Genomic DNA, 24615 nt, shown 5'->3' on the forward strand with positions numbered 1-24615 from the left:
AAATGGTTGTTAAGATTTATTCACGCTATCTTTTACTGTGGTTGCGGATTTCACCTTAACAGGCATACCATTCTGAAGGAAACTAAGTCCATTTGTAATTATCTGATCACCTGCTGTAACACCTGATTTGACGAAGTATTGAGATTCTTGTTTACCACTTACTTCAATTGGCGTCTGTACCGCCTTTCCTTCTTTACTGATCGTAAAGACATAAATTTTATCTTGAATGGCTGTCGTTGCTGTGATCGGAACCACAACAACCTGCTCAATATGTTGATCTAATGCTATTTTCCCTGTGTTTCCTGTTCGTAATTGTCCTTGCGGGTTTTCAAATTTTGCCCGAAGACTGATCGAACCTGTATTCTTGTCGAATTGACCTTCAATAGCATCAATTTTTCCTAAATGTGGAAAGTCCTGTCCATTAGCTGTTTTTAAAGTTACAGGAGCGGCTTGCTTCAACTTTTCAGCAACAGAATTTCCCGGTAGTGCGGCTTGAAAATTAACAAAATCGTTTTCACTCATTGAGAAATATGCAAATACGGCATGCGTATCTGATAAGAGCGTTAAGGGTTCGACTGCAGCAGGATTAATGAGACTTCCTAATCGATAAGGAATACGACCTATAGTGCCACTGACCGGAGCTTTAATTGTACAGAATTCAAGGTTAATTTTCGCTGTTTCAAAAACGGCATTTGCCTGCGCTAAAGCTGCTTGGGCACCTTCGTACGTTGCCTGTGCTTGGTCAACCTGTAGATTAGATACGAGTTTATTACTTACTAATTCTTTTTTCCTATCTAGATCTATTTTAACATTGGACAGATTCGCCTTAGCTGCTAAAATAGATGCTTGCGCATTTTTATACTGCTCTTTATAGGTACGATCATCCACTTGAAATAAAGTCTGCCCAGCCCGGACATATGCACCTTCATCAACAAAGATCTTAGCCAGATAACCGGAAACTTGTGGACGGATTTCAACATTTACAACTCCTTCAATGCTGCTTGCATAAGTTTTTGTTAATATTCCATTTTCTTCTTGAAGTGTCATCACTGGAACTTCTAAGGCTGCGGGTGCCTCCCCTCCCTGGTTTGGTTTTTGACCACAACTTGTTAGGAATCCTAGGCTTAAGCCTAGCAATGTTGATTGAACAACTAATTTCCGATTCATTTAAAATATATTATGTTCTCGCTATATTTAAAGATTCGAAAAGAAGGGTTAGTCACTAAAATATTGGACTTCAGACCCCATCTTTTCTCCTCATGTACAATTAATACAAATATATATCTGACTAAATCGGTTAAAAAGTCTAAAGGGAGCTTTAACTTGTCAAAAAGACACTAAATTAGTTCGGGATAAATTTAAGTTAATAATTCTTTACGATACAGAATCGGGGATTGACCTGTATTCTTTTTAAAGAATTTGCTAAAAGTAGGTAAATCACTAAAATTCAATTGTTGCATGATATCTGAGATTGAGTAAAAATTAGACCGTAATTTAGCTGTCACTTCAGCCATCAATGTTTGTTCAATAATCTGCAGCGGGCTTAACCCTGTAACTTCTTTTATAACCCTGCTGAGGTATTTTCGACTCACAAATAAGCAATCGGCATAATGCTGGACTGAACGGTGAACGTGAAATTGATCTACCACCAGCGTAATGAAATCCAAACATAATTTTTCTTTTCGGCCACTGAGTACGACTTGACCGATAACATGATCCATAAGTTCTGATTCTATTTCGTAGTTGAGTAGTGCAAAAGTACTTTTAATAATTTCCGCCTGATGTTTAGTTGGTGTAGGACTCAGATTAACTTCTCTTAAATGTTCTAGATAAACTACAAATCGCTTAACTACAGGTTCACGTAAGGAAAATACCTTTAAATAATTGTCAAACAAAAAATCTAAGGACGATCTGCCTTGAAAAAACATGCCTATTTTTTTAGCAAAATCTAAAGAAAACATAAAACTGATCATTTCCAGATCATCACTCCTTTCCAAAAACTCAATAATTGTAGTCGGTGAATGTAAGAATGCCATATTTTCCTGGATTTCCTGTTCAGAAAAACCAATCCGCATGCCGAGCTTTCCTTTTAGGATAATACTCATTCCAAAACTGTCAGTGCGCATAGGCTCATAAGAGCGAATGTCAGTCATATTACTTTTCTGTAAATGACAGATAGTAAATCCCTCATACTGTTGTTTGTTCATCTGCTCGGCAACAAACTCCTTTAAAGTAAAAAATGTAATTCGACGATCCATAATCTTAAACGCTAACAAAGAGCATGTCTAAGTTAAAATTTAAAATAAGTTTTGTTTTACTCTTTTTGTTTTTTGACAATTTTCTGTCAAAAGTCAAACATACATATTGGTTAGCTGTTATACTACAATGATAAGCATAAAAAAACAGCAACCTTTCATGTAAGGTTGCTGTAATTGTTTGTATTTTAAACTGAAATAATTATCCGCCGTAAACAGCTACACCTTTATCCTGTAACACATATCCTTTCCATGCCATGAGGATGTAATTTCCAGAAACCCAGTTTCCTTCACCTTTTTTTTCCAATACTATACCATTATTAGAATTGGGCAAAAAAACTTCAGCTTTAGAATTGTCCGAACTAAAGTAAACATAGGCTTGTTTACCTTCCGTTCTTGCCCCATCCTTCAAAGGGTTTAAGGTTGTTTTTAAAGTGGCTAATGTAATGCACCTTTGCTCCAATTCCGAGTATGATTTTCCATCCTCAAACAGGCAACCTTGTTTTTTTTCAGCACAATCTCCTTTTACCAAGGGCATAGTTGAGGTAAAATTCAAGTGCTTTATATCTTTGAAAGCCGTCCCTTCAGCATTCATATCACCATATCCTTCAATCAATGTGTCTTTACTTACTTTAAATGCAACCTGCCTAACAGAAGTTACTCCTTCTGACTGGAAAGTATAATCTGCGAGCAGCACATTATCTTTCAGCTGCCCTACGAAAGTTCCAGTATTCTTATCTTTCTCGGCGAAAGCGTACGTAAGGTTTCCTTTAAGAGTTGGTCCTATATCAGTAAATTCCAACGAAATATGATTATTGCCGTCATTGTAAGCATAACATGCCGGCTCTGAGAAAGTAACTGTTTTACCTGTTATTTCTTCAAAAGCAGCATTACGGTTTTCAGTTTTTGAATCCCTATTCCTACAACTTATCATCGTCAAAATAACAAACGATAATGTGATTATTTTTTTCATATTTTCTAGCGTTAAATGGTTATCAATTTTTTTAAAATAATGATACTTCCTAAATCACAATTCATAAAAATAGTTACTATTTACTCTGAAAAGCAGTTAGAAACTTATCATTTTAAATTTAAAATAGCATTAATGGATATATACATACGATCGGTGCTACCTCACTATTATTTAATAACGGTCAAATAAACTTGTTGCTTGCCTGCTCCAAGTTTTACATTTGGGAACTGTTTGTCATAATCAATCATAATATCTCCTTTTTCTACTTTTCCGTTACCATCCGAATCCCATTTAACAGTAACATAATATTTGACTGCTTCATGTGCAGCTACCGCAGGCTTTATATGCGATTTATGATCTTTTGGTAAAACAAAATCAATTGTGAAAGGAACGCCAGACTGTTGAATATTTTTTTCTTCCAATAATGTTGCTGGTACATCAGCTATATTCTCTGCAACAGCATATAATTGTACTTTACCTTCTGGATTTTTTATATCTAACGGTGCTGAACCAATAAATTCTACCGTTAGTGAATCACCCGTTTTAGTTTCTTCACTCCCCTTGCTACCAGACGTACAACTTGCTAAAATGGACAATGGCAAAACTGCCAAAAAAATTATGCTTTTCATATATCACTTTATTTAAGCACTGCTACTTTCAAATTAAAGATTAAAAGTAGCAGTGTATTCTTTTTTTAAAGCTCTACACCCAAATATTATACCAAATACCTGACATAAGCATAAGGAATACTCTATATTATCAATTTTTAACTGCCTTAGTGAGCTTTAAACTCTGATTTGGTTTTAATTGTATCTGATATATATACTTACCGTTAACTTCCTTCATCAATTTTGCGTCTTTAAGTACAGTTGCACTCAAAAGCTGAATAGTCTGATGCTCTAAAGATTTTAAAACAACAGATTCAACCTCCTTATTTTTCCATATCAATTCGTGAATCAAAATGTTTCCTCTAGCTTTCAATCCTTTAATTTTACCATCTTTCCAATTATCTGGCAATGCTGGCAATAACTCGATCATATTATTCTGTGATTGTACGATCATTTCACTAACAGCGGCAACATAACCTAAGTTACCATCAATCTGAAATGGTGGATGTGCGCAAAGCAGATTCGCGTATACCCCACCGCCGTTATCGTAATCTATCCCTTCACCTCCTACGAGATTAATAAAATTTTTCAAGATCTGGTAAGCATGATTACCATCTTGTAACCTAGCCCAAAATGCTACTTTCCAAGCCATAGACCATCCTGTAGATTCATCTCCTCGCGCATTTAGTGTTACTTTTGCCGCATTAGCTAATTCTGGAGTTTCCCATTTAGATATTTGTCGTCCTGGATATAGGCCAAACAAATGAGAAACATGTCTATGCTTATCATTAGGATCATCACGGTCGGTTTCCCACTCTTGCAACTGCCCCCATTTTCCAATTTTTGGTTTTAATAATGCATTGCGAAGTGTTTCGATATGCTTGCCATATGCTTTATCAATTTGTAAAATTTGACAGGCCTCAACATAATTCGTAAAAAGGTCGAAAATGATCTGATGATCGTAACTCACAGCATCTTCGGTAGGTCCGTGTTCAGGTGACCAGCCCATGGGTGCCACTACAGTTCCATCATCACGACGAACAAGTCTATCATCCCAAAATTGACATATTTCCTTTAATATTGGATAAGCAAAATCTCTTAAATACGCTTTGTCACTATTAAATGCATAGTGTTCCCAAAGTGCCTGCGCGTACCATGCACTGCCTGGTGTATTCCAGGAGAAGCTTTCTCCTCCAAAAATATTATTTTCAGTACGAACCGTCCAACCGCGAACACCTGGAAATTCCTTTTGTGTATTTTCCTTCTTTACTTCGCGCATACTATTGATGTAATCCAGATATGGCCATGCAGATTCGCTTAGATTTGCAACCTCAGCAGGCCAATAGTTCATTTGCACATTGATATTGGAATGGTAATCTGATCGCCATGGAGGGGTATTACTATTATTCCATAATCCCTGTAAATTGGCGGGTAGTCCGCCCTTACGAGAAGAGCTTATAAGCAGGTAGCGCCCATACTGATAGATAAGGGATTCTAGCGCCGGTGATGGCTTTTGCTTATAGTGCTGCAGCAGTTTTTTTGTCGTTAGCTCCTGCGATAAATCTTCAGTCCCCAATTGTAACTGTACTCGAGCAAAAAGTGATTGATAATCTTTTAAGTGTCTGGTAAGTAATTGATCAAAATGATATTTAGCAGCCTCTTGAATATATCTCTTGTTCGCTTCTAATGGCTTTTCATTCGCTTTCCAATTCGTAGACCGAGTATTGGCATAATCTGTCGCCGCACTCAAAAGTATAACGATTTTATCTGCCGATTGAACCTGGATAAATATTTCGCCATCCTCTCCTTTTGTCTCCAAAACCTCTCCCCCTTCCGTTTTCACGTGGAGGCGTGCAGCATATTCCATACCATTGGACAGTACACCACTGAACACCAAATCGCCGGCTATCGATTTTGTTAGTTTGCCGTGACTATCTTTAAGTCTGATGGTTGCATTTAGTGATTTTTTATTTTCATTTGTGTATTCCATTACCATCACCTGGTCCGGATTACTAGCGAAGTATCTGCGGCTTCTTTTTTGATTATCTTGATTGTATGTGATATGGTGCAAGGCCTGATCTAAATCTAATTTTCGGCTATAGTTTGAGAAAGGTTTTGCTCCAACCTGTCCAAATTCAACAAACACCTCCCCAAAAGCCTGATATTCTCCGGTTTCCTGTTCGTTACCGGTCCATAGACTGTTCTCATTAAATTGAATATGTTCCTTATTCACTCCTCCGAATATCATGGCACCAATACGACCATTTCCGATCGGATAAGCTTCAGTCATCCAATCCTTAGCAGGTTGATCATCCCATAGAAAATACTGCTGACCATAAACAGTCGTTTTTACAAAAAATATCAATACTACAATGAATATATATGCTCTTTGTGATTTTAACATAAAAAATAGATTTATTGGGCTAGGCCCAAGGGTGAAAAAACAATGTAAATCGCTATCATCACTAAAATTAGGATGGTACCGACCAAATGCCTTCCTTTCCAATAGGAAGTACGATCCAATCCTGAAAATTCAAATTGAAAAGTGGATTTATAATGAGGTTGTGTTACCTTACTGCCTATCCAGATAATAATCGCTATAATGACAAATAATAAGGCAAATAAATGCAGATAATGCAGGTCTAGTTTCCAAATAAACACAAGGGTAAAATAGCTGATCATATATAAAAACAGTCCCAGTTGAGCCATCGCTGGGGTTACCCTTTGGGATAAAATACCCATCATCATGATCGTAAAAATAGGCATATTAAACAGTCCTGAAACCGTCTGCAAATACGTATAGAAACCATCATGTGCAAAAAGGATAAAAGGTGCAATAAACATGGCTGACAAAGAAATGATGAGTTCAAAATATTTGCCTTTTTTTACGAGCTGGCTTTCCGACACGATGATATTACGTTGCTCCAGATAAGGTTTATAGATATTAAAAATAAATAAACTACCGCAACTTTGTAATCCCGCAGTGTATGTAGTCATAGCGGCACCAAAAACAAGTGCGAGTGAAAAACCAACAAGAATATCAGGGAAAATATGAACAATCAGATTAGGAAATACAGATGCCGAGGGCTCAACTTTTGGCAAGAGATGTATGGCCAGAAGTCCTGGAAGATTAATAAGCAAGGGCATCAATAATTTGCCCCCTGCGGCCAGTGTCATGCCTTTCTGTGCTTCCTTTAAATTTTTTGCACTTAAGGTTTGTTGGGCGATGTATGGCTCCATACCCCAGTAGTAGAAATTGATCAGTAACATGCCGGTAAAGAGCGTCGAAAAAGGTACCGCATCGTGTTTATCTCCCACGGCATTCAAGTGCTCTGTTTTATTCAGAAATACTTGCTGAACTCCTTCCCATATGTTTCCAGTGCCCAGATACCAAAATGCATATACTGGAATTATCAGAGCAAGTAAAAATAGTCCCAAACCTAAACTGACATCAGATAAAGAAATTAATTTCAATCCACCTAATATGCTATACAGGCTACCGATAATTCCTAAAGCCCAGACAAGTACCCAGATACTCTGCCAATAACTAATCTGAAAATAGGCAGGTACATCAAACATGATGGCCAAACTTAACGCCCCTCCATATAAAACTGGAGGTAACAAATTAACGATGTAGCCAACAAGGATAAGTACGGAAACGATTAACTTGGTCTTCGCATTAAATCTCAGCGATAGAAAATCGGGTATGGTTCGAAAACCATGTTTGAAATAAATCGGTAACAGAAACTCCGAAACGACTAACATGGCGACCACCGAACTCACTCCCCATCCTATAACAGATAAGTTGTTAATGTAAACAGATTCGTTTTCACCAATAAATTGATTTGCACTTAGGTTGGTCAACAGAAGTGCAGATCCAACCATCCAGAAGCTATTACTTTTACCGGCTAGAAAAAAACCGCTTAATGTAGTCGTATAATACGATTTATACTTTAACAGAGACCATAATGCTACTAAAACCGTAAAAAAGCAAAAACTTGCAACTATCATATCAATTTGTCTACCTTATCTGTTAAAGTGATTTTCGATCTACCAGTTCAGTCGGTACAATCATTTTTACAGGGACCCGCTGTGAAACAAATTTTGCAGCTTCTTGACCTATCGTATGAAAACTGGTGGAAAATGTTGTAATCCCCCCGCTGATGATTTCTTTGATGACATCATCATTATGAGAAAGAATCCCCAGGTCCTTTCCTAATCTCCATTTTTTTTGCAAAATATCTTTCAGCATCAGGTACAGTTCTGGATTGTGAATCGTAAAATAAAGCGTATCCTTTTCTAAATTACCGGGCTTATATTGTTTTTCAATATGCCCCTTTATTTGATACTTATCCAAAAATTTCAGAAATGCATTTTTGATTTCATTGGGTTCTGCTGTGTTTTCTCTAAAATAAAAGATAATTTCTCTATACTTTTTTATTTTAGGATACAGCTGTTCAAAAACTTTATAAGTAGAGTTCTCAAATTCTTGAGCTATGTACGAATACTCGTCGCCTAAATCCAATAAACGATCAATAATTAAAAGCTTTGAAGGAGATATGGATCTTAATAGCTGGACCGAAGCTTTATTTTCAATAGGAGCTACAATGTAAACCGTATATTTTCCCTGGATACGATTAAAAATATCTTCAAAAGTCTCCATATTATTATGGTGGAAAAATAAATCGACGGATACTTCTTCTGGAAGATTTGAACGCAATTCCGATACTAACGTATCTTGAAATGTATCATAAGCATACAACACGACAGCCACTTTTTGTTTCATCTGGGTGTTATTACTTACGACAAAATATCCTTTTCTATTTTTAGACTCAACAACTCCATGCGCTATAAGATCCCGGTATGCCTTTGAAAAAGTTTCTCTGGCATATCCGAGGTAATGTATCATATTATTGACTGATGGCAGACTGGAATGCACTTCTAGCTCATTTGCATCGATAGCATCCAGCACACCTTGAACAATACACTCATGTTTAGAAAGTGTATTTAATGATTCTAACCGTTTTATCCGCGCGATTAAAGTTGCACTATTTTCTTCTTTGGATATTTTCATATATAAATACTAAATAGGAGTTAAAGGGTGATTCTAAAAAGTTTACCGCCTCCTTCATTAAATGCAATTGGCAAATCAGATTTTATGTTCTGCTTTGTTTTGGTAAATAATTCTTCTGCTACATACTGTTGCGCAGGATTCAAACCTAAAGGTGTGAAATCCACAGCAACATGTTGCTTTTCATTGCTAAAATTAAAAATAGCAACATAAAGATACTTACCCGATTTCTTAAAATAGCATTGGTTTGCAGATTTTCCCTCCACAAATCCAGCTGGTCTAAAACTTTTACCATCTGCTATGACCTTTAATATTTCTGAATCTTGAAGATAAACATTCATATTTTTTTGCCAATTTTCTTTCTTCGACAAATCATCGCCAAGAATAATCGTACCTGCAACAATACCTGAAAGTAATCTTGCCTTGTTTACATTTTCCGGTTCGTCATGAAAGACCAGGTGATCAGCATCAATAAAATCATACAGATACGTTTGCCACCAACCGTAGCTCACACTATTCAAGGTATATTCAGTCTGGTCGAGCGTTTTCCATGCATCGCATGCTATGCGTCTCATATGAGCAAATTGATTGGTTGCTAATGATGGAGAGATCGCCGCATAAATAAGCATTTTGCCTTTCAAGACATCTACCAGATGTTTCATTCCAACAGCATAGGCTTGCATTCCCGTAGACGTATTTTTATCATAAAACCCTGTCGACTCAATAGCAGCATGTGACAAGAAGTCTATTTTAATCATCTTGAACCCGCACGCAACCAGTTTACCCAATATGACATCCATACGTGCCAATGTACCCGGATGCGTAGGATCCAAAGCACGTCCACCATCCAAATTGTGATAGCCACTTTTCGTTTTGGTCCACATATCACCAAATTTATAAGAACTTCCCTCCGCTGTTCGGTTAGATCCACTGCCATGTCCCCAATCGGTAAAAGGAGCCCAGTATACACCTGGTTTAAGACCCAAAGAGTCACAATAATGTACAAATTTTTCAAGTTGACTATAATCTCCCGACATACCTCCTGGTGTCATATTGTCCCAAAAAGAATCTAAATCAATAAAAGCATCACCGTCTGCATTGCGAAAATGAGGAATATCTTTTTCAAAATATTGTGCTGTAGCGGTAGCATTCTGAAAATTAATTTTTTCCTGAATCACGCCCCAACTGTTCCAACCAACAGGCGTAGCAGCTGTCCACTGCTGTACATAAGGTGTTTGTAGTTGGCGATGGATCTTTGCATAGTCCTCCATTCCAACACGCCAATCTTTTACATAAGAAATCAAATACTTCGGCGAAATAATACGATTGCCTTTTATAAACCCGTGTCCCATAGAATCTCGGGTAATATTAACATCCGTAAATCCTGTTTTTATTGCAAGAAAATCATAATTATTTTGATTTCCTCCAATGGATATACCCGATTTCCAGACAGACTGGTCTAAGGAACCGATAACCAATCCATGATTACTATTCTTATCATAAACAACACCCACTTCAGCGCTTACTTTATTTGTTTTTGAAAGGGACTCATTTTCATAAGAAATAAAAGTATCATTATCAAAAGGTACAGCAACTTGATATAATGCTTTACCAAGTCCACTTATATTCGCCTGCATATATAAAGGAGACATATCATTACTTGCTATGTTTTTTCCGTTAATTTCCAATTGAACTAAAATAATCGGTTTCTGGTCGTATAGAAAAAAATGTTGCTTCATCTCTATACCGGCTTTAGTTTTTGAAGATACTGTATACTGTTTCCCTTTTCCTAAAGCATCAGCAACAACTTGTTCACTTATTTTTGAAACTCCGTTCAGATTTTCAGAACTGACACGCGTGCCATCTGAAAGAACTGCATAAGAAACAGCATCTTTTATAATCAAATTATTATTTTGGGACACACTATATTTCCCTGTTCCTCGGTCGTATTTAAATACCAGTTCATTTTTTTTTACTTCAAATATTTGAGCCTGTACCTGAAGCGAAGTGGCGAGTATTAAAAATATTCCTAAAATTTTTTTCATAATTTATATCATCTATTATTGTAATGTGATTTGAAAAGCATCAATTTTCATATAATGATCAGGTTGAAAATTAAGCAGCATTCCCATATTGACCGTTACTTTCTCTTTAATATCAAAATAAATTCCATCAGATTTCACTTCTGTATACAATAGTGCATCATTAATCTGTTCCCAATCGGGGATAGTTTTATTCGATTTACTGATGACCAGATATGCAGGAGGTTGATCATAATTTGTTGCTGACAAAGTACAGAAAAATCTGTATTTTCCAGGAAGAAGTGTAACCTGTTGTTCAATTTTACCATTTACAATAGCAGGAGCTCCCCATCCAGCTTCCACATTGACCACTCCCCCATCATCAGAAGCAAAACCACCAAAACCATTGTGATTTTTCATACTTGAATTTGTTATCCAGTCATTCAGCGTACCCCATCGGTTTCCATCATAAGCAACAGATGTAAAAGGTTTCTTAAAGTTTTTTAAATACCAGGCCGTAATATCTCCCTTGGGTATTAACTTCGTGGGCTGTACCACGAAAGTATCGATCGCATTACTATCCGGTCTAAAAATAGTCTGATAAGACAGTTCACTATAAAGTGCGTAATGAGAAAGAAGTATTTGTGCATTCTGGGATTTTGTTTTCACTAAAGTATCGATCATCTTTCCATCATCTTTTTTGTACTTGATACGCATAGCGTCAGCTCCCATAGTAGCGGCAACATCCTGTGTTACCAATTGCAACTGCTGACCTGCAACAAAATTTTGTTGCACTACAGAACGCTGAAATAATCCTTCGCGATATCGCTCGCCATAGATTGATCCCACCAGATTTGTTGGTATCGATAATCTTCCTTGAGGATCTAATGTTCTGACTTCAAAATTCATCGGTCCTTCAGGCAGGTTTTCGATCAAGCAACGAACGGTATCATTTGCGTTCTTCAGCTGAACCGGAAATCGCATGGAGTCTTGTTTACTGTTCCAATAGACACGGATTTCGGAGATTCCTGTACTCACCCGGAAAACACCCTCAATCTGTACCCTATATTTACCTGATCGGACTTTAATGGAATCTAATTTCGCAGGATAAATTTGCTCTTGGCCATTTGTGTACTTGGTAAAATCATCCATTTTAGAACAGGATGCCAACATCCAAGCACCAAATAAGGATAGTACGAATATATATAGTTTCATATTCTTTATTTTTTTAAATTATCAATAAACACCCCAGACCTGTACTTGAGCGATCTGCATAAAATAACTGCCTCTCCAATTGCGAAGATTTCTAATCCTTAAATATTTATATTTAGGTGCGTCTTCTGGAAGGTCAAATGACCAGCCCGCTATACCATAGACTTCGTCTGCATTGGTATTTGTGCCTGAAGGTGTTCCTGAAGGTTTTCGAACTGTGCAAGTTGCCAATTTGGTCCAGGACTCCCAAGAACCATCTAAATTTGGATTATTACTTGCCCAAACTTCAAAATCACGGAGATTCCCCTTATCATAGAATCCGTTCTCTCTCCTCGGGAACACGACAATTCGACTCATCTTTGCTTCTTTTCCGACCGAGAAAGTTAAAGACTGGGGAGTACCGGCACTTTCTACTGTATAAAGAGAAGGCCATCTTGAAGGATTCATATTGCCATCCCACATACTTTCAACTGTACCATATAAAACTTGAGCATCACCCGGCAAGCGCAATGAACTGAACTGCTGACGATCAAAAAGATTTTCTTCCAGCGGTTTTAATGTTTTATACAGCGTATCTGATGTATTGAGCCATCGGTCACGAATGTAAAATGCGAATTTCATTTCCTTCGATTTTAATCCGCGTATATTGTAAAGTATAACTGAATCTTGACTATAATAATTATCTAAAGGAAGGAACTCCCCATTATTTAGAGAATCCACCATGGGAACAATAACAATATTTCCTTTTTCCTTATTGATAGAAGTGATGCGAACACCACCAAATGTTTCGACAACCTTTAACTGACCGTATACGAGATCAAAAATTGGCGTTTTTGGTTCAACGGTAACATCCACAGGGTCAGATGCAATTTCAGCTTTACTGACAGCATATAGTTTAACAACATGCTTCTGTGTATCGGGAAATCCATCAATAAGAATTTCATTTTTATACTGTGATGATTTAACGACGCGGTTTTCGCCATTGGCCATTTGATAAGTTGCCTTGACATAAAGCAAATTATCGCTTTCTGGTAAAGAATAACGAATCGTGGCATTACCAAAACCGTTGGTCACGGATACATTTGTGATAACACCCGGTTTAGCTTGATCATCTTCCAGCAGGTTCCAACCTTTTTCTTCTTTACAGCCACTTACAGCAAATAGTAAGGCTATCAAGAGCACTATATTTTTGACATATATTAAATTTTTCATAATTTCTTCAAATTTAAGATCATACTACCATCCTGGATTTTGTACTAAATTGGGATTAACAAGCAGGTTATTTTCGCGGATTGGCCAGAAATAATCACGCGGTGCCACAAAACGCTGCTGAAAGAAAGTAAGTTCTTTATAGAACAATTCGGGATGGTCCTTATCTTGGTTTCGATCCCAGCCGGTTATATTCTTATTCAGTTCCTGCGCCGCGAGCTTCCATCTTTTTAAATCCCAATACCGTGAGCCTTCAAAGCTCATCTCTATATTTCTTTCGCGTTGGATGATCAGTCGTAAACCGTCTTTTGTATTTGGTTTATTACTATTAAATGAATATTGACTCCAAGATTCTTTAACACCTTTCAATCCCGCTCTAGCGCGAATTTTATCCAAATACAAAAAAACATCTTCAGCAGGACCCTGACTTTCATTTAAAGCCTCTGCATACATCAGATAAAGGTCTGCCAGTCTTAATATTGGCCAAGGGTATTCCTCTATATGGGAGCTGTTGCCATCCTTAAAAGCAAATTTCCAGTTAACAAGTTTCTTTGGGTAGTAGGTCGTGATGGGGATGGAAATTCCACTTCCAAATAACCCTAAGCGTAGTTGAGTTGTCCATGTATTTTCGTCACTACGGCTCGGACTATTTTCCATAAACCATACGCCTCCATCAAATCCAACATTTGCATAAAAGCGATTTTCACGGTCAAAGTGCAGACGGGCAGTCTGGTAATTTTCAATATTATTGAACCGTTCACTATGGTTACCTCTCCGAAGCTGATTTTTATTAGAAAAATCTAAGGTTTTATCCTCTTCTATAGGCACACCGTTACTCGTATAAAACTGTTCAATTATTTTTATTGTAGGTGCTAAAGTACCATGAACACTATTATTTCCAGAATTATTAGGATCAATATGTGCCATTGAAGAATATTGCATCTGCCAAGCACGAGAAGTTGGATTTGCCCAAATGGTTTCTTTATTCCATTTTTCAGTCACAGCATTTCTGATGCTCATCTGCGTTATTGTGGTATCTGACAAAGGGAACACCGTTCCTGGAAATTTATACAAACCAATTCCTAAACTCTCACAGGCTACAATTGCTTCTTTTGCAGCCTGTGCTGCCTTTTGCCATTTCTCGATTTGAAAACTCTGATTAAAAAATAGACTGCCATCGACATTTCTAAAATTGGCAAAATCTTTATTACCGTTAAATAAAGGGCTAGCCGCATACAAAAGTACCTTGGCTTTTATTCCCATAGCAATAGGTTTGGTAATACGACCTAAATCAGTAACAGGCGATTGTACGGTATTGGGAAGCTTGACTATAGCATCATCCAATACTTTAACAATATAATCAACAACTTCATCGATCGATTGACGTTTGACTTTAGCAGCTTCTATAGACGTGTTTACATCTAAGTTGACATCCATAATCGGAAATGGGCCATAATGGCGCATCAACATAAAATGATAATAAGCTTTTAGGAACAAGACCTCTCCCTCCCACGTCGTTCTTTCATCTTGGGTTAAGTCCCGTACCTTTTCCGGATTGCGTATGTTTTCCAAAAAAATATTACAGTCACGAATCCCATTAAACATTGCGCCATCCCAATAATTGACATAGGGGTTCGTGACATTCTGGTTACCTCTGGCAATATTCCAGTTCGTCCCATCAATACTGAGCGTCGGATAGTCTAACCAAAACTCATCTCCAGCCATATAAGCCGGGTTACGCGTCGGATCACCATCCTGAGGCAAATAAGAATAACAGGTTGCTAAATATTTAATGGCCTCGCTTCGCATCGTAAAAGCATTATCAATAGTTGCAACGTTGTCGGGTACAACATCTAAATAACTACAAGATTGAAGAAACAATACCCCTGACACAATCACTGATTTTAATATAGTTAACTTTTTCATGATACATTTCTTTTTTAAAATCCAATATTAATACCCACATTATAAACTGCTTGAACTGGGTATCCTAAGCCCTCACCACCCATTTCCGGATCCCACATTTTAAATTTGCTCCATACTGCGAGATTCATCGCATTGACATAAAAGCGAACATTTGACATCTTTAGTCTGGTCAGAAACTTATCCGATACATTATAACCCAGCTCAACAGATTTTAGGCGCAGAAAAGCACCATTGCGCATCCACCATGTTGAAAACTGATTGTTGTTATTATTAAAACCATCCGTCAACCGAGGCCAGAATGCACGAGTATCTTGATTGTCCTCGGACCAGTAACTGTTCGCCACTTCTTGTAAAAGTCCATTTTGATAAGGCCCATTTATAGCAAATGGTGTTATGTTACCCGGATCAATAAAAAATGAAGACCGTGCCGAACCCTGTAAAAATGCACTTACATCAAATCCTTTAAAACCAACTGAAAATCCCATACCATAGATGATTTCCGGGTCGGTAGGATAACCAATTGGCACTTTATCCAGATCTGTTATTTTACCATCGCCATTTACATCTCTGTATTTGATATCACCTCCCATTGTTCTAAAAGCACCACCAAAGTTTTGCAATGGCGAATTTTCGGCTTCCATATCGTCAACAAATAGTCTTTCTGCAATTAATCCATATCCCTGCTTTATCGGAAGTCCTAAATGTGTGAGGTAACTGAGATTATCAGGATAATTAGGCTCTTCATTGACCAATAATTTATTAGTGGCATACGTCATATTTCCCCTTAACTGTGTCCACCACGTGTTTTCAAAAGATTTATTGTAATCTAATGCTAGATCAAATCCCCTACTTTGCACTTTACCTAGGTTGGCATGGATATTTGCCTGAAAACCAGTAGTCGAAGGAATATTAGAGCGCACCATTAAAATATTAGTCCGTTTTGAATCATAATAATCAAACACGACACCTAAACCGTTTTTTAAGTTCAGATCAAATCCGGCATCAAATGTTGTTGCTTTTTCCCAGGTAATATCACGATTCTCGTAACGCGATATAGAATAGCCTGGTCTAGAATAATCCCAGTTGTTTCCCCATGAAAATCCCTTACCGCTATTGTTTGGATTGACCTGAGACAGGTAAAAGAACCGGTCATTTTCATCTCCGATCTGATCATTACCAACCAAACCATATGTGGCCCTAAATTTCAATCTCGAGACAGAAGAAGTCATAAAATCAAACATTTTTTCTTCATGCAGATTCCAACCTACACCAAATGATGGAAAAAATCCAAACCGATGATCTTTGGAAAAACGCTCCGATCCGTTATAACCGAAATTAAACTCGAAAAGGTATTTATTCTTAAAGGCGTATGTACCACGTCCCGATACACCAAGGTTTCGTGCGGGCAAAGAAGCTTGCAGATCTCCCCCATTTGCTGTTTGATAATTCCGAATAATACCTATTAACATTCCGGTTAGATCATGATCTTCACCTATCGTACGGTTATAGTTAAGAGCAAACTCTCCATAGGTAGTCGTATTCAATATTTTATTACCTTGATTATAATCTAAATATTCTGTCCCTTCATTTTCATTCAGCAGACTTAATATTGAATTATCAGTTCCCGGTATCTTGACTAAATTATAGTAAAACGGTTTGAAACTTCTCATAACGGAGAAATAAGAGTAGCGTTGCGTGTAAGCCATTAATCTCGCGGACAAACCTTTTGTCAGAAAGTCAAAGTTTTGCTTTAGTTCAAGTTGTACATTAACAGTTGAACTATTGTACTCCTGAAAACCATTTACCATATTAGCATATGGGTTATTATACAAGGTCTTAGTTGTTGGAATATAATTATTACCAAATAACGGATGTGTCGAATAAGGCAAATAAGACGACGGATAGATGGCTGGAAACATCACCGGATTAGACCAAATCGCTTCGCGAAAGACACGTTGACCGCCGTTGATCAAATTACCCCATTTATCATATCCACCTAATGGACCGGTATAATCATCAAATTGAGCAGATGTACGAATAATCCCTGTCGTTGTAGGCGTAATATTAAGCGTGATATTTGAACGTAGCGAGTAATTCTTTAAATTAATATTATTATCAAAACTATTCCCTTGTTCCGTTTTTAAAATCCCTTTATCACTATTTAAAGTACCTGCAACATAGTATTGCGCTAAATTTCCACCACCAGACACGTTAAAATTAAAACGTTGATTATTGGTATGATCTTTTATTAATTGATCTATCCAATTATTGTTCGGATATAGAAGTGGATCGTCACCATTTTCAGTATGGTCAATTTTATTTTGACTGTAAGGAAGTGTACCTCTAGGGTCGCGCGTTAAGACAGCCTCATTGGCCATCTTCATGTAAGTAATATTATCTGCAAATTTAAAATTACGCGTGTTGGTCGAGATCGAATTTTCAAATCGTGCATTAAACTTAGCCTTTCCTACAATACCACTTTTTGTATTTACAAGTACAACCCCATTTGCACCTCTAGCTCCATATAATGCTGAAGCTGCGGCATCTTTCAAAACTGAAAACCCAGCAATATCATCTGGCTGCAACCTTGCTAGGGCTGTTGTATTAGATTCCATTCCGTCAATCAGGATCAGTGGATCCTTTTTTCCTGCTCCAAATGATCCAACACCTCTGATGAAAAAAGATGCATTGTCATTACCGGGCTCACCACTTCGCTGGTAAGCGATCAAACCGGCAACACGCCCCGCCAACATAGAAGTCAAATTGGAAGTGGGACCTTTAATTTCTTTGGGATTGATCGAAGTGATCGAAGCAACCATACTGGTTTTCTTTTGCGTGCCATAGGCAACAACAGTCACTTCATCCAAACTAGAACTCGAAGATGCGAGATAAATGGTTAACCTAGTTTGATTTTCAACTTTAACGGATTTACTTTCAAATCCGACTGAAGTAAATTGCAAAACATCGCCAATATGCGCTTCTTTAATTAAAAATTGCCCTTGCGAATCTGTGGATACTAATGCTTTTTTTCCTTTTATTGCAATGGTAACATTTGAAATTGGCAATTGACTCACACTATCCAGTACGATACCTTTTAATTCAAATGATGGTGATTGACCCCATGCAAGGTTAGAAATGAGTAAGAAAAAAAAGACAATACCTAATCTGTGCCATTTACAGAATTGATGATACAAATAATCGTTCATAATTAGTTATTATTTTATAGTTGGTTTATGAGATGAAGTAGCACAGGAGTCTATACTATTCTATCCTACTACAATAGTATAAACAAATTTTCATATCTCCAAACATTTTTATTTCTTATTACTCTTCGAAAAGGATTTAATTGACTTAAAATGCGGCAGGTTTTGGTTGATATTTTTTATAGGGACATAAAAAACACAGGTATTGAGAAGTAAATAATATTATAAATAATTTACATCAAATCAGAAATACGATCTATTATTTTGATAAGGGTTAATTTGAGTTACCCTTTATCTTTAAGTGAAATCATTGCTCAGAAATAGAATAGCAATAAGATTAGTGAGGTCAGTTTATTCAAATTTCAGCTCTGCGTGTTCCCATTGGGAGTACACGTTGAGCTGTTATCGCAAAAACTTCCTGTTCTTTAGTAACTTCGATTAGAGACAATCCTGTAAACAAACTAAAAGCAGGTAAAAGTGCCGCCGTATCATCAAAGACAAAACAAGGTAATTTTATCCGTTGTCGGGCCTTCCCTTTTAACAAGATACCTGGATGTATATGTCCTGAAAATATAAACTTTCCCCGATCTGGTGCATCTTTTCTATTATGAACAAAACAAAACTCACCCAGTTCATAGTAATCTGAAAACAGTTTTATGGTGAGTTCCTCATAGAATAGAACGGATAATCTTTCATGATTTCCCTTCACTAGAATAATCTCTAATGATGCATACTTCTTTCTCCATTCACGAAATGTTTCCAGATCCAGATTATGATCGTGATGAAACATATCACCTGTTACCAATAAGGTTTTGGGATTATAAACTTCCAATAGTTTATCCAGGCGCAGCATATCGGTATCGGACACCTGTTTAGGAATCTGTAAACCCTCCTTCCTAAAATGTCCGGATTTACCTAAATGAATATCACTGATGACCAGCATGTGATATGCCGGTATATAGAGAGCCCGGTCTTTATCCAGGATGATCGTTTTTCCTTTTTTTATAATTCTGTACATCTTAATCCAAGTTTTTAAACACTGCGGCCTTCATCTTTTCAATTCGTGCTTCGAGTTCTTCAGAACTCATGCTCTCCCGCATACTATCCACTTTGATCGGGAAAGAAAATGGAGTAAAACGCTCTGCCCACTTTAAAACGATGGTACTTTGCTGTATTCTATTCAGCGCATGCAACAAACGTGGCTCTTCGAGCTGATAATGAAAGTTTTCATCATAAGCCTGACGCAATAAGAGATTTTTGGGATCATAGGATTCAAAAACATCAAAGAACAAAGCGGAAGAAGATTGAATCTGCTTATTCTTTAAATATTTACCGGGATAACCCTGAAATACCAGTCCCGAAATACAGGCAATATCTCTAAACTTTCTCTTTGCCATCTCCGTGGCATTGATACTGGCACTGATATCTGCGCTTAGGTTATCGGGAGAAAAAACGTCATAGACAATAGCATCATCCATCGGTATTTCTTGATCACTCAGCAATTCAAAACCATAATCATTCATCGCTATTGAAAAAGTAATAGGTATCAATCTGGAAATTCGGTAGGCTATAAGTGCTGCCATAACCTCGTGTACCAATCGTCCTTCAAATGGATAAGCAAAAAGATGATATCCTTCTTTCGTATGTATTAATTCTACTAGAAACTCATCCGCCCTAGGTACATGTGTAATCGATTCCTGCAATTCGAATAAGGGTTTCATCACCTTAAGCTCTTCCTCTTCATGTTCTCCGACCAATACCTGACTGTATTTCTGACGCAGGATAGCACCTAAATTAGAACTCAAGGGCAATCTGCCCCCCAGCCAGCTTGGTGTTATGGTTTTTTTATGCTGACTTCTTTTAACAAGCACAAGCATATCTCTGACCATTACAAACTCCAAACTTCTACCTGCGAGATTAAAACGGTCACCCGGTTTTAGTTTTGACACAAAATACTCTTCAACCATACCCACATAACCTCCGGTCATAAATTTAACCTTGAGCATAGCATCGCTCACAATAGTACCTATATGCAAGCGGTGACGCATTGCGATCTGCCTATTGGTTACTTTCCATAAGCCATCTGTTTCGTCGAACAACACTTTGTGAAATTCAGGATAGGCCTGCAGACTTGAGCCTCCTTGTGTAATAAACTGCATACACCAGTCAAACTCTTCAGCCAGCAATTCAGAAAAGGCATAGGTATTCTTAACCTCCTCAAAAATTATTTTATTATCAAATCCATTTCCTACAGCTAAAGTTACCAAGTATTGCAACAAAACATCAAAAGGCAGGATAAAAGGTTCTCTACTTTCAATCTGCTGTGTTTTAGCCGCTGTTTTAATCGCGGCGACTTCTAGCAGTTCGAGCGCATGGGTCGGCATAAAATAGATCTTTGACGTTTCAAAGGGTGAGTGTCCACTTCTTCCGGCACGTTGTAAAAAGCGTGCTACACCCTTTGGTGACCCTACTTGCACCACAGTATCAACCGGTTTAAAATCCACGCCCAAATCAAGAGATGAGGTACAGATCACAACTTTCAATACTCCCATATGCAATGCTTCTTCAATCCAGTTGCGTAATTCATAATCTATCGAACCATGATGTATCGCCATCTGACCCGCAAAATCGGGATGGATCTTCAGTAAATGCTGAAACCAGATCTCTGCCTGACTTCGGGTGTTCGTGAAAACCAAGGTCGTTTTGCTCTTTTTGATAACAGGAACTAATTTATCGGCCAATTTTATCCCCAGATGCCCGGCCCAAGGTAACATTTCGATGGTATCAGGGATAATCGATTGAATCTGGATCTTCTTTTCAGTTGCTGCTTTTACAATTATTTTCAACACTTGATGATCAGGTTGCAAAACCGCTAAAGCCTCTTCGAGGTTACCGATTGTCGCCGAAATTCCCCAGATGCGAAGCGTCCTGTTTTCCCTAAAACTTACCATACCTTTGATTCGGGATAGCGCCAGCTCAACCATAACACCTCTTTTAGTGCCTAATAATTCATGCCATTCATCTGCAACTATGCAGGTTAGATCATCAAAGATATTATCGTTATTTTTTTGAGCCAGAAGTAAATGTAAGCTTTCTGGTGTGATCAATAATACTTGTGGCATGGCTCGTTTTTGTTTCTGCTTTTCAGATACTGAAATATCGCCGTTCCGCACGCCGACCCTCCAGTCAACATCAAGCTGAAATAAAGCTTCTTCCATCGCACGTGCCAGATCTTTGGCCAATGAACGTAATGGTGTGATCCAGATTACACGCAAGCCCAATTTCCCTTTTCTTTTACTTCCATTGCCCTCCTCATTCAGATAAGCAATGATGGGTGCCAGAAAGACAGAATAGGTTTTACCAAATCCGGTAGGTGCGTTGACTAAACCACTATATCCCTCCAAGTAAGATGCCCATGTCTCTTCTTGAAAGGGAAATGGTTTTCTTTTCCGGGTTTTCAACCATTTCACAACTTTTTGATAGCCTACCGTTTTTTTCATCTTTCACTATCCCTCATAGTTGATTCTAATAGTATTTGCAGATCTTCCAGCGTATTGATGTCATCTACTTTTTTATCTCTTCTCCAGCGCACAATTCGGGGGAAACGTAGCGCAAGCCCTGCTTTATGACGCTTACTGACTGCTATTCCTTCAAAAGCAATTTCAAATACCAGTTCTGGTTTTACAGTCCGTACAGGGCCAAATTTCTCTATGGCATTTTTGACCACAAAACTATTGACCTCCTTAATCTCTTTATCCGTCAAACCTGAATAAGCTTTCGCGATCGTAATAAACTGATCTCCGTCGCGTACTGCAAAAGTATAGTCTGTAAAAAAATTAGCTCTTCTCCCGCTTCCTTTTTGCGCATAAATCATCACCACATCTATGGTAAAAGGTTCTATTTTCCATTTCCACCAATCTCCTCTCTTTCTACCGCTATGATACAAAGAATCCTGACGTTTCAGCATAATGCCTTCACTATTCAGTTCGCGAGACTTTTTCCGTTCTACAACTAAATTTTCCCAAGAATCAAAAGCAACAATCGGAGCCTTCAAAATTGTCTCCGCTATTGGCAATAACTTTTCGAGCACAGCTCTTCTTTTATGGAGTGGTTCAGCTCTATAATCCATACCGCCATATTCCAATACATCATAGGCATAGAAGGCGACAGGAGCTTCATCCAGTTGTTTTTTATTGATTGTTTTTCTATTGAGCCGTTGCTGTAAAGTACTAAACGATAATACTTCGCCTTCACGTACAGCCAATATTTCACCATCGATTACGGTACCGTTTGGCAGACCAGATAAAGCAACGTGCAATTCTGGAAACTGGTCTGTTACCAGTTCTTCCCCACGTGACCAGATAAATAATTCATCATTCCGCTTAATAATCTGCCCTCTGATTCCATCCCATTTCCACTCTGCCTGCCAATTATCCACCGATCCTAACTCATGGACAGGCACATCGATCGGATATGCCAGACAAAAAGGATAAGGCCAGGAACTATCAGTATTAACATGCAAACCACCTATCAAGTCACCAAAAGAAATTTTCTCAGGATCCCATTTTCCCATAATGCTATGCGTGATGTGATTGGTATCCAGACCTGATAATTTTGCAAGCGCGTGAATTAAATTTTTAGATGAGATACCGATACGAAAATTACCTGATATCAGCTTATTAAACACAAATCTTTCTTGCGTACTCAGTTTTTCCCAAGCGTTGAAAACAAATTCCTTTTTATCTTCATTGCTACTATCCGACAAGTTCTTCAACGCCAATATCCATTGATGCAATGGAATATCGGATGTGGATGTAGAAGGAGGCAAAAGCAAAGCAATCGTTTCACTCAAGTCGCCAACATTGTGATAACTTTCTACAAACAACCAGGTGGGTAATCCAGTGATCTCGGTGATCCACTCTTTCAACAAGTTGGTACTGATCGTTCTTTTAGGCTTCTTGCCCGTAAACAAAGCAATAACCCAAATTTTATCGGCATCCTCCGCTTCAGAAAAATAGTCAACCAAAGCAGTTAATTTATCATTAGTTTTATTACTCTGTTCGAGTCTGGAAATTAAACGGCTAAACTTTCTCAAAGATCACCCCCTTTCTCCGCTACCGCTTCTTCATCCTCAATGCCAAATTGTGTTGTCACTGCTTCAGCTGGTATTCCCTGCTCGGTCAAATAGCGGGAAAAGACCGATGTAAAACCATGCGTTACATAAACCTTTTCAGCTTCAGTTGCTTTTATGGCCGTGATCAACCCATTCCAATCGGCATGATCGCTCAGTGCAAATCCCGCATCAGCACTCTGCCATCTTCGATGCGAACGCACCTGCATCCATCCTGAACAGATACCAACAGCAGCACCCTGCAAACTTTTGATCCACTTGCTATCTCTCATGACTGGTGGAACAATTAAAATACCCCCTTGTAGCTCATCCCTGCTCATATCCGCTGTTATTGTTTTGTAGGGAGGCAAAGTAACTCCGGCCTGTTCAATAGCTACATTGAGTCGACCAATACTATTATGCACGTAGATCGGCAGATATCCTGCTAGGTTATGCAATAAACGCTGCGCTTTACCCAAGCTGTAAGCAATAAGCACGGTCGTTTTATTATTTTCTTTATTTTGTGCTGCCCAATGCTTGATATCGTCAAATAGGACATCTTGAGGCAACCAGTTGTATACAGGAAGTCCAAATGTACTTTCAGAAACAAACGTATGGCATTTAATCGGTTCAAAAGCCGTACTAATGCCATCAAATTCTACTTTATAATCTCCAGAAATTACACAGATTTCACCTTTATATTCAAGACGAACCTGAGCAGAGCCAATCACATGTCCAGCAGGATGAAAAGAAATCTGAACACCATTTCTAACAACTTTCTCCCCATATGCCATTGATTCGACAACCAGATCCTCGCTTATACGACATTTGATAATCGCCTTTGTCAAATGGTGGCACAGATAGTATTTATTGCCCCAGCGCACGTGGTCTGCATGTCCATGCGTGGTTACAGCATAATCTACCGGCAACCAGGGGTCTACGTAAAAATCACCTTGTTTACAATAAATACCGCGATTAGTAAAAGTTATTAATCCCATATATTTCTAATAACAAGCATGCCGCGAAT

Annotated in this window: 16 protein-coding genes; all 16 read right to left on the reverse strand. The window is 38.0% G+C overall.

Going from position 1 to position 24615, the window contains the following annotated elements:
- Positions 1 to 9: 9 nt before the first annotated feature.
- The 16 genes from FHR29_RS08210 to FHR29_RS08285 all read right to left on the reverse strand — a co-directional run bounded on the left by FHR29_RS08210 (position 10) and on the right by FHR29_RS08285 (position 24586).
- Complete coding sequence (locus FHR29_RS08210; RefSeq protein WP_183913702.1) at positions 10 to 1167, reverse strand: efflux RND transporter periplasmic adaptor subunit; 1158 nt, start codon at positions 1165 to 1167, stop codon at positions 10 to 12.
- 191 nt (positions 1168 to 1358) lie between these two features.
- The gene (locus tag FHR29_RS08215) at positions 1359 to 2258 is read right to left on the reverse strand and encodes an AraC family transcriptional regulator (protein ID WP_132767657.1); all 900 of its coding nucleotides are present in this window, start codon (positions 2256 to 2258) and stop codon (positions 1359 to 1361) included.
- A 199-nt stretch (positions 2259 to 2457) separates the two neighbouring features.
- Positions 2458 to 3228, reverse strand: a complete 771-nt coding sequence (locus FHR29_RS08220; protein WP_183913704.1) for a hypothetical protein — start codon at positions 3226 to 3228, stop codon at positions 2458 to 2460.
- A gap of 167 nt (positions 3229 to 3395) precedes the next feature.
- The gene (locus tag FHR29_RS08225) at positions 3396 to 3857 is read right to left on the reverse strand and encodes a hypothetical protein (RefSeq protein WP_132767653.1); all 462 of its coding nucleotides are present in this window, start codon (positions 3855 to 3857) and stop codon (positions 3396 to 3398) included.
- 130 nt (positions 3858 to 3987) lie between these two features.
- Entirely contained in the window at positions 3988 to 6240 is a 2253-nt protein-coding gene (locus FHR29_RS08230; RefSeq protein ID WP_183913706.1) for a glycosyl hydrolase family 95 catalytic domain-containing protein, read from the reverse strand.
- Between the two features lie 11 nt (positions 6241 to 6251).
- Positions 6252 to 7847: a solute:sodium symporter family transporter gene (locus tag FHR29_RS08235; protein WP_132840366.1), complete on the reverse strand. Its 1596-nt coding sequence runs from the start codon at positions 7845 to 7847 to the stop codon at positions 6252 to 6254.
- Positions 7848 to 7869: 22 nt separating this feature from the next.
- Entirely contained in the window at positions 7870 to 8910 is a 1041-nt protein-coding gene (locus FHR29_RS08240) for a GntR family transcriptional regulator (RefSeq protein WP_132840368.1), read from the reverse strand.
- Positions 8911 to 8930: 20 nt separating this feature from the next.
- Positions 8931 to 10952: an alpha-galactosidase gene (locus FHR29_RS08245; RefSeq protein ID WP_183913708.1), complete on the reverse strand. Its 2022-nt coding sequence runs from the start codon at positions 10950 to 10952 to the stop codon at positions 8931 to 8933.
- Positions 10953 to 10967: 15 nt separating this feature from the next.
- The gene (locus FHR29_RS08250; protein ID WP_084825391.1) at positions 10968 to 12143 is read right to left on the reverse strand and encodes a DUF4998 domain-containing protein; all 1176 of its coding nucleotides are present in this window, start codon (positions 12141 to 12143) and stop codon (positions 10968 to 10970) included.
- 21 nt (positions 12144 to 12164) lie between these two features.
- Complete coding sequence (locus FHR29_RS08255) at positions 12165 to 13352, reverse strand: DUF5000 domain-containing lipoprotein (protein ID WP_132767644.1); 1188 nt, start codon at positions 13350 to 13352, stop codon at positions 12165 to 12167.
- A gap of 24 nt (positions 13353 to 13376) precedes the next feature.
- The gene (locus tag FHR29_RS08260; RefSeq protein ID WP_183913710.1) at positions 13377 to 15275 is read right to left on the reverse strand and encodes a RagB/SusD family nutrient uptake outer membrane protein; all 1899 of its coding nucleotides are present in this window, start codon (positions 15273 to 15275) and stop codon (positions 13377 to 13379) included.
- 14 nt (positions 15276 to 15289) lie between these two features.
- Positions 15290 to 18481 carry a TonB-dependent receptor gene (locus tag FHR29_RS08265; protein WP_132840375.1) on the reverse strand — a complete coding sequence of 1064 codons (3192 nt, stop codon included), beginning with the start codon at positions 18479 to 18481 and terminating at the stop codon, positions 15290 to 15292.
- A 352-nt stretch (positions 18482 to 18833) separates the two neighbouring features.
- Entirely contained in the window at positions 18834 to 19496 is a 663-nt protein-coding gene (gene pdeM / locus FHR29_RS08270) for a ligase-associated DNA damage response endonuclease PdeM (protein ID WP_183913713.1), read from the reverse strand.
- A 1-nt stretch (position 19497) separates the two neighbouring features.
- On the reverse strand, positions 19498 to 21978 hold the full coding sequence (locus FHR29_RS08275) for a ligase-associated DNA damage response DEXH box helicase (protein WP_183913714.1): 2481 nt from the start codon (positions 21976 to 21978) through the stop codon (positions 19498 to 19500).
- On the reverse strand, positions 21975 to 23573 hold the full coding sequence (locus FHR29_RS08280; protein ID WP_183913716.1) for an ATP-dependent DNA ligase: 1599 nt from the start codon (positions 23571 to 23573) through the stop codon (positions 21975 to 21977). Before FHR29_RS08280 ends, FHR29_RS08275 begins: the two co-directional genes overlap by 4 nt.
- Positions 23570 to 24586: a ligase-associated DNA damage response exonuclease gene (locus FHR29_RS08285; protein ID WP_021191142.1), complete on the reverse strand. Its 1017-nt coding sequence runs from the start codon at positions 24584 to 24586 to the stop codon at positions 23570 to 23572. Before FHR29_RS08285 ends, FHR29_RS08280 begins: the two co-directional genes overlap by 4 nt.
- Between the last annotated feature and the right edge of the window lie 29 nt (positions 24587 to 24615).

It is taken from the genome of Sphingobacterium sp. JUb56 (assembly GCF_014191365.1).
Taxonomy (GTDB): Bacteria; Bacteroidota; Bacteroidia; order Sphingobacteriales; family Sphingobacteriaceae; genus Sphingobacterium; species Sphingobacterium anhuiense.

Coding starts and splice junctions, on each gene's coding strand:
- FHR29_RS08275 (WP_183913714.1), bottom strand. CDS start 21,978: ATGAAAAAAACGGTAGGCTATCAAAAAGTTGTGAAATGGTTGAAAACC.
- FHR29_RS08235 (WP_132840366.1), bottom strand. CDS start 7,847: ATGATAGTTGCAAGTTTTTGCTTTTTTACGGTTTTAGTAGCATTATGG.
- FHR29_RS08245 (WP_183913708.1), bottom strand. CDS start 10,952: ATGAAAAAAATTTTAGGAATATTTTTAATACTCGCCACTTCGCTTCAG.
- FHR29_RS08260 (WP_183913710.1), bottom strand. CDS start 15,275: ATGAAAAAGTTAACTATATTAAAATCAGTGATTGTGTCAGGGGTATTG.
- FHR29_RS08225 (WP_132767653.1), bottom strand. CDS start 3,857: ATGAAAAGCATAATTTTTTTGGCAGTTTTGCCATTGTCCATTTTAGCA.
- FHR29_RS08240 (WP_132840368.1), bottom strand. CDS start 8,910: ATGAAAATATCCAAAGAAGAAAATAGTGCAACTTTAATCGCGCGGATA.
- FHR29_RS08250 (WP_084825391.1), bottom strand. CDS start 12,143: ATGAAACTATATATATTCGTACTATCCTTATTTGGTGCTTGGATGTTG.
- FHR29_RS08215 (WP_132767657.1), bottom strand. CDS start 2,258: ATGGATCGTCGAATTACATTTTTTACTTTAAAGGAGTTTGTTGCCGAG.
- FHR29_RS08255 (WP_132767644.1), bottom strand. CDS start 13,352: ATGAAAAATTTAATATATGTCAAAAATATAGTGCTCTTGATAGCCTTA.
- pdeM (WP_183913713.1), bottom strand. CDS start 19,496: ATGTACAGAATTATAAAAAAAGGAAAAACGATCATCCTGGATAAAGAC.
- FHR29_RS08210 (WP_183913702.1), bottom strand. CDS start 1,167: ATGAATCGGAAATTAGTTGTTCAATCAACATTGCTAGGCTTAAGCCTA.
- FHR29_RS08230 (WP_183913706.1), bottom strand. CDS start 6,240: ATGTTAAAATCACAAAGAGCATATATATTCATTGTAGTATTGATATTT.
- FHR29_RS08285 (WP_021191142.1), bottom strand. CDS start 24,586: ATGGGATTAATAACTTTTACTAATCGCGGTATTTATTGTAAACAAGGT.
- FHR29_RS08220 (WP_183913704.1), bottom strand. CDS start 3,228: ATGAAAAAAATAATCACATTATCGTTTGTTATTTTGACGATGATAAGT.
- FHR29_RS08265 (WP_132840375.1), bottom strand. CDS start 18,481: ATGAACGATTATTTGTATCATCAATTCTGTAAATGGCACAGATTAGGT.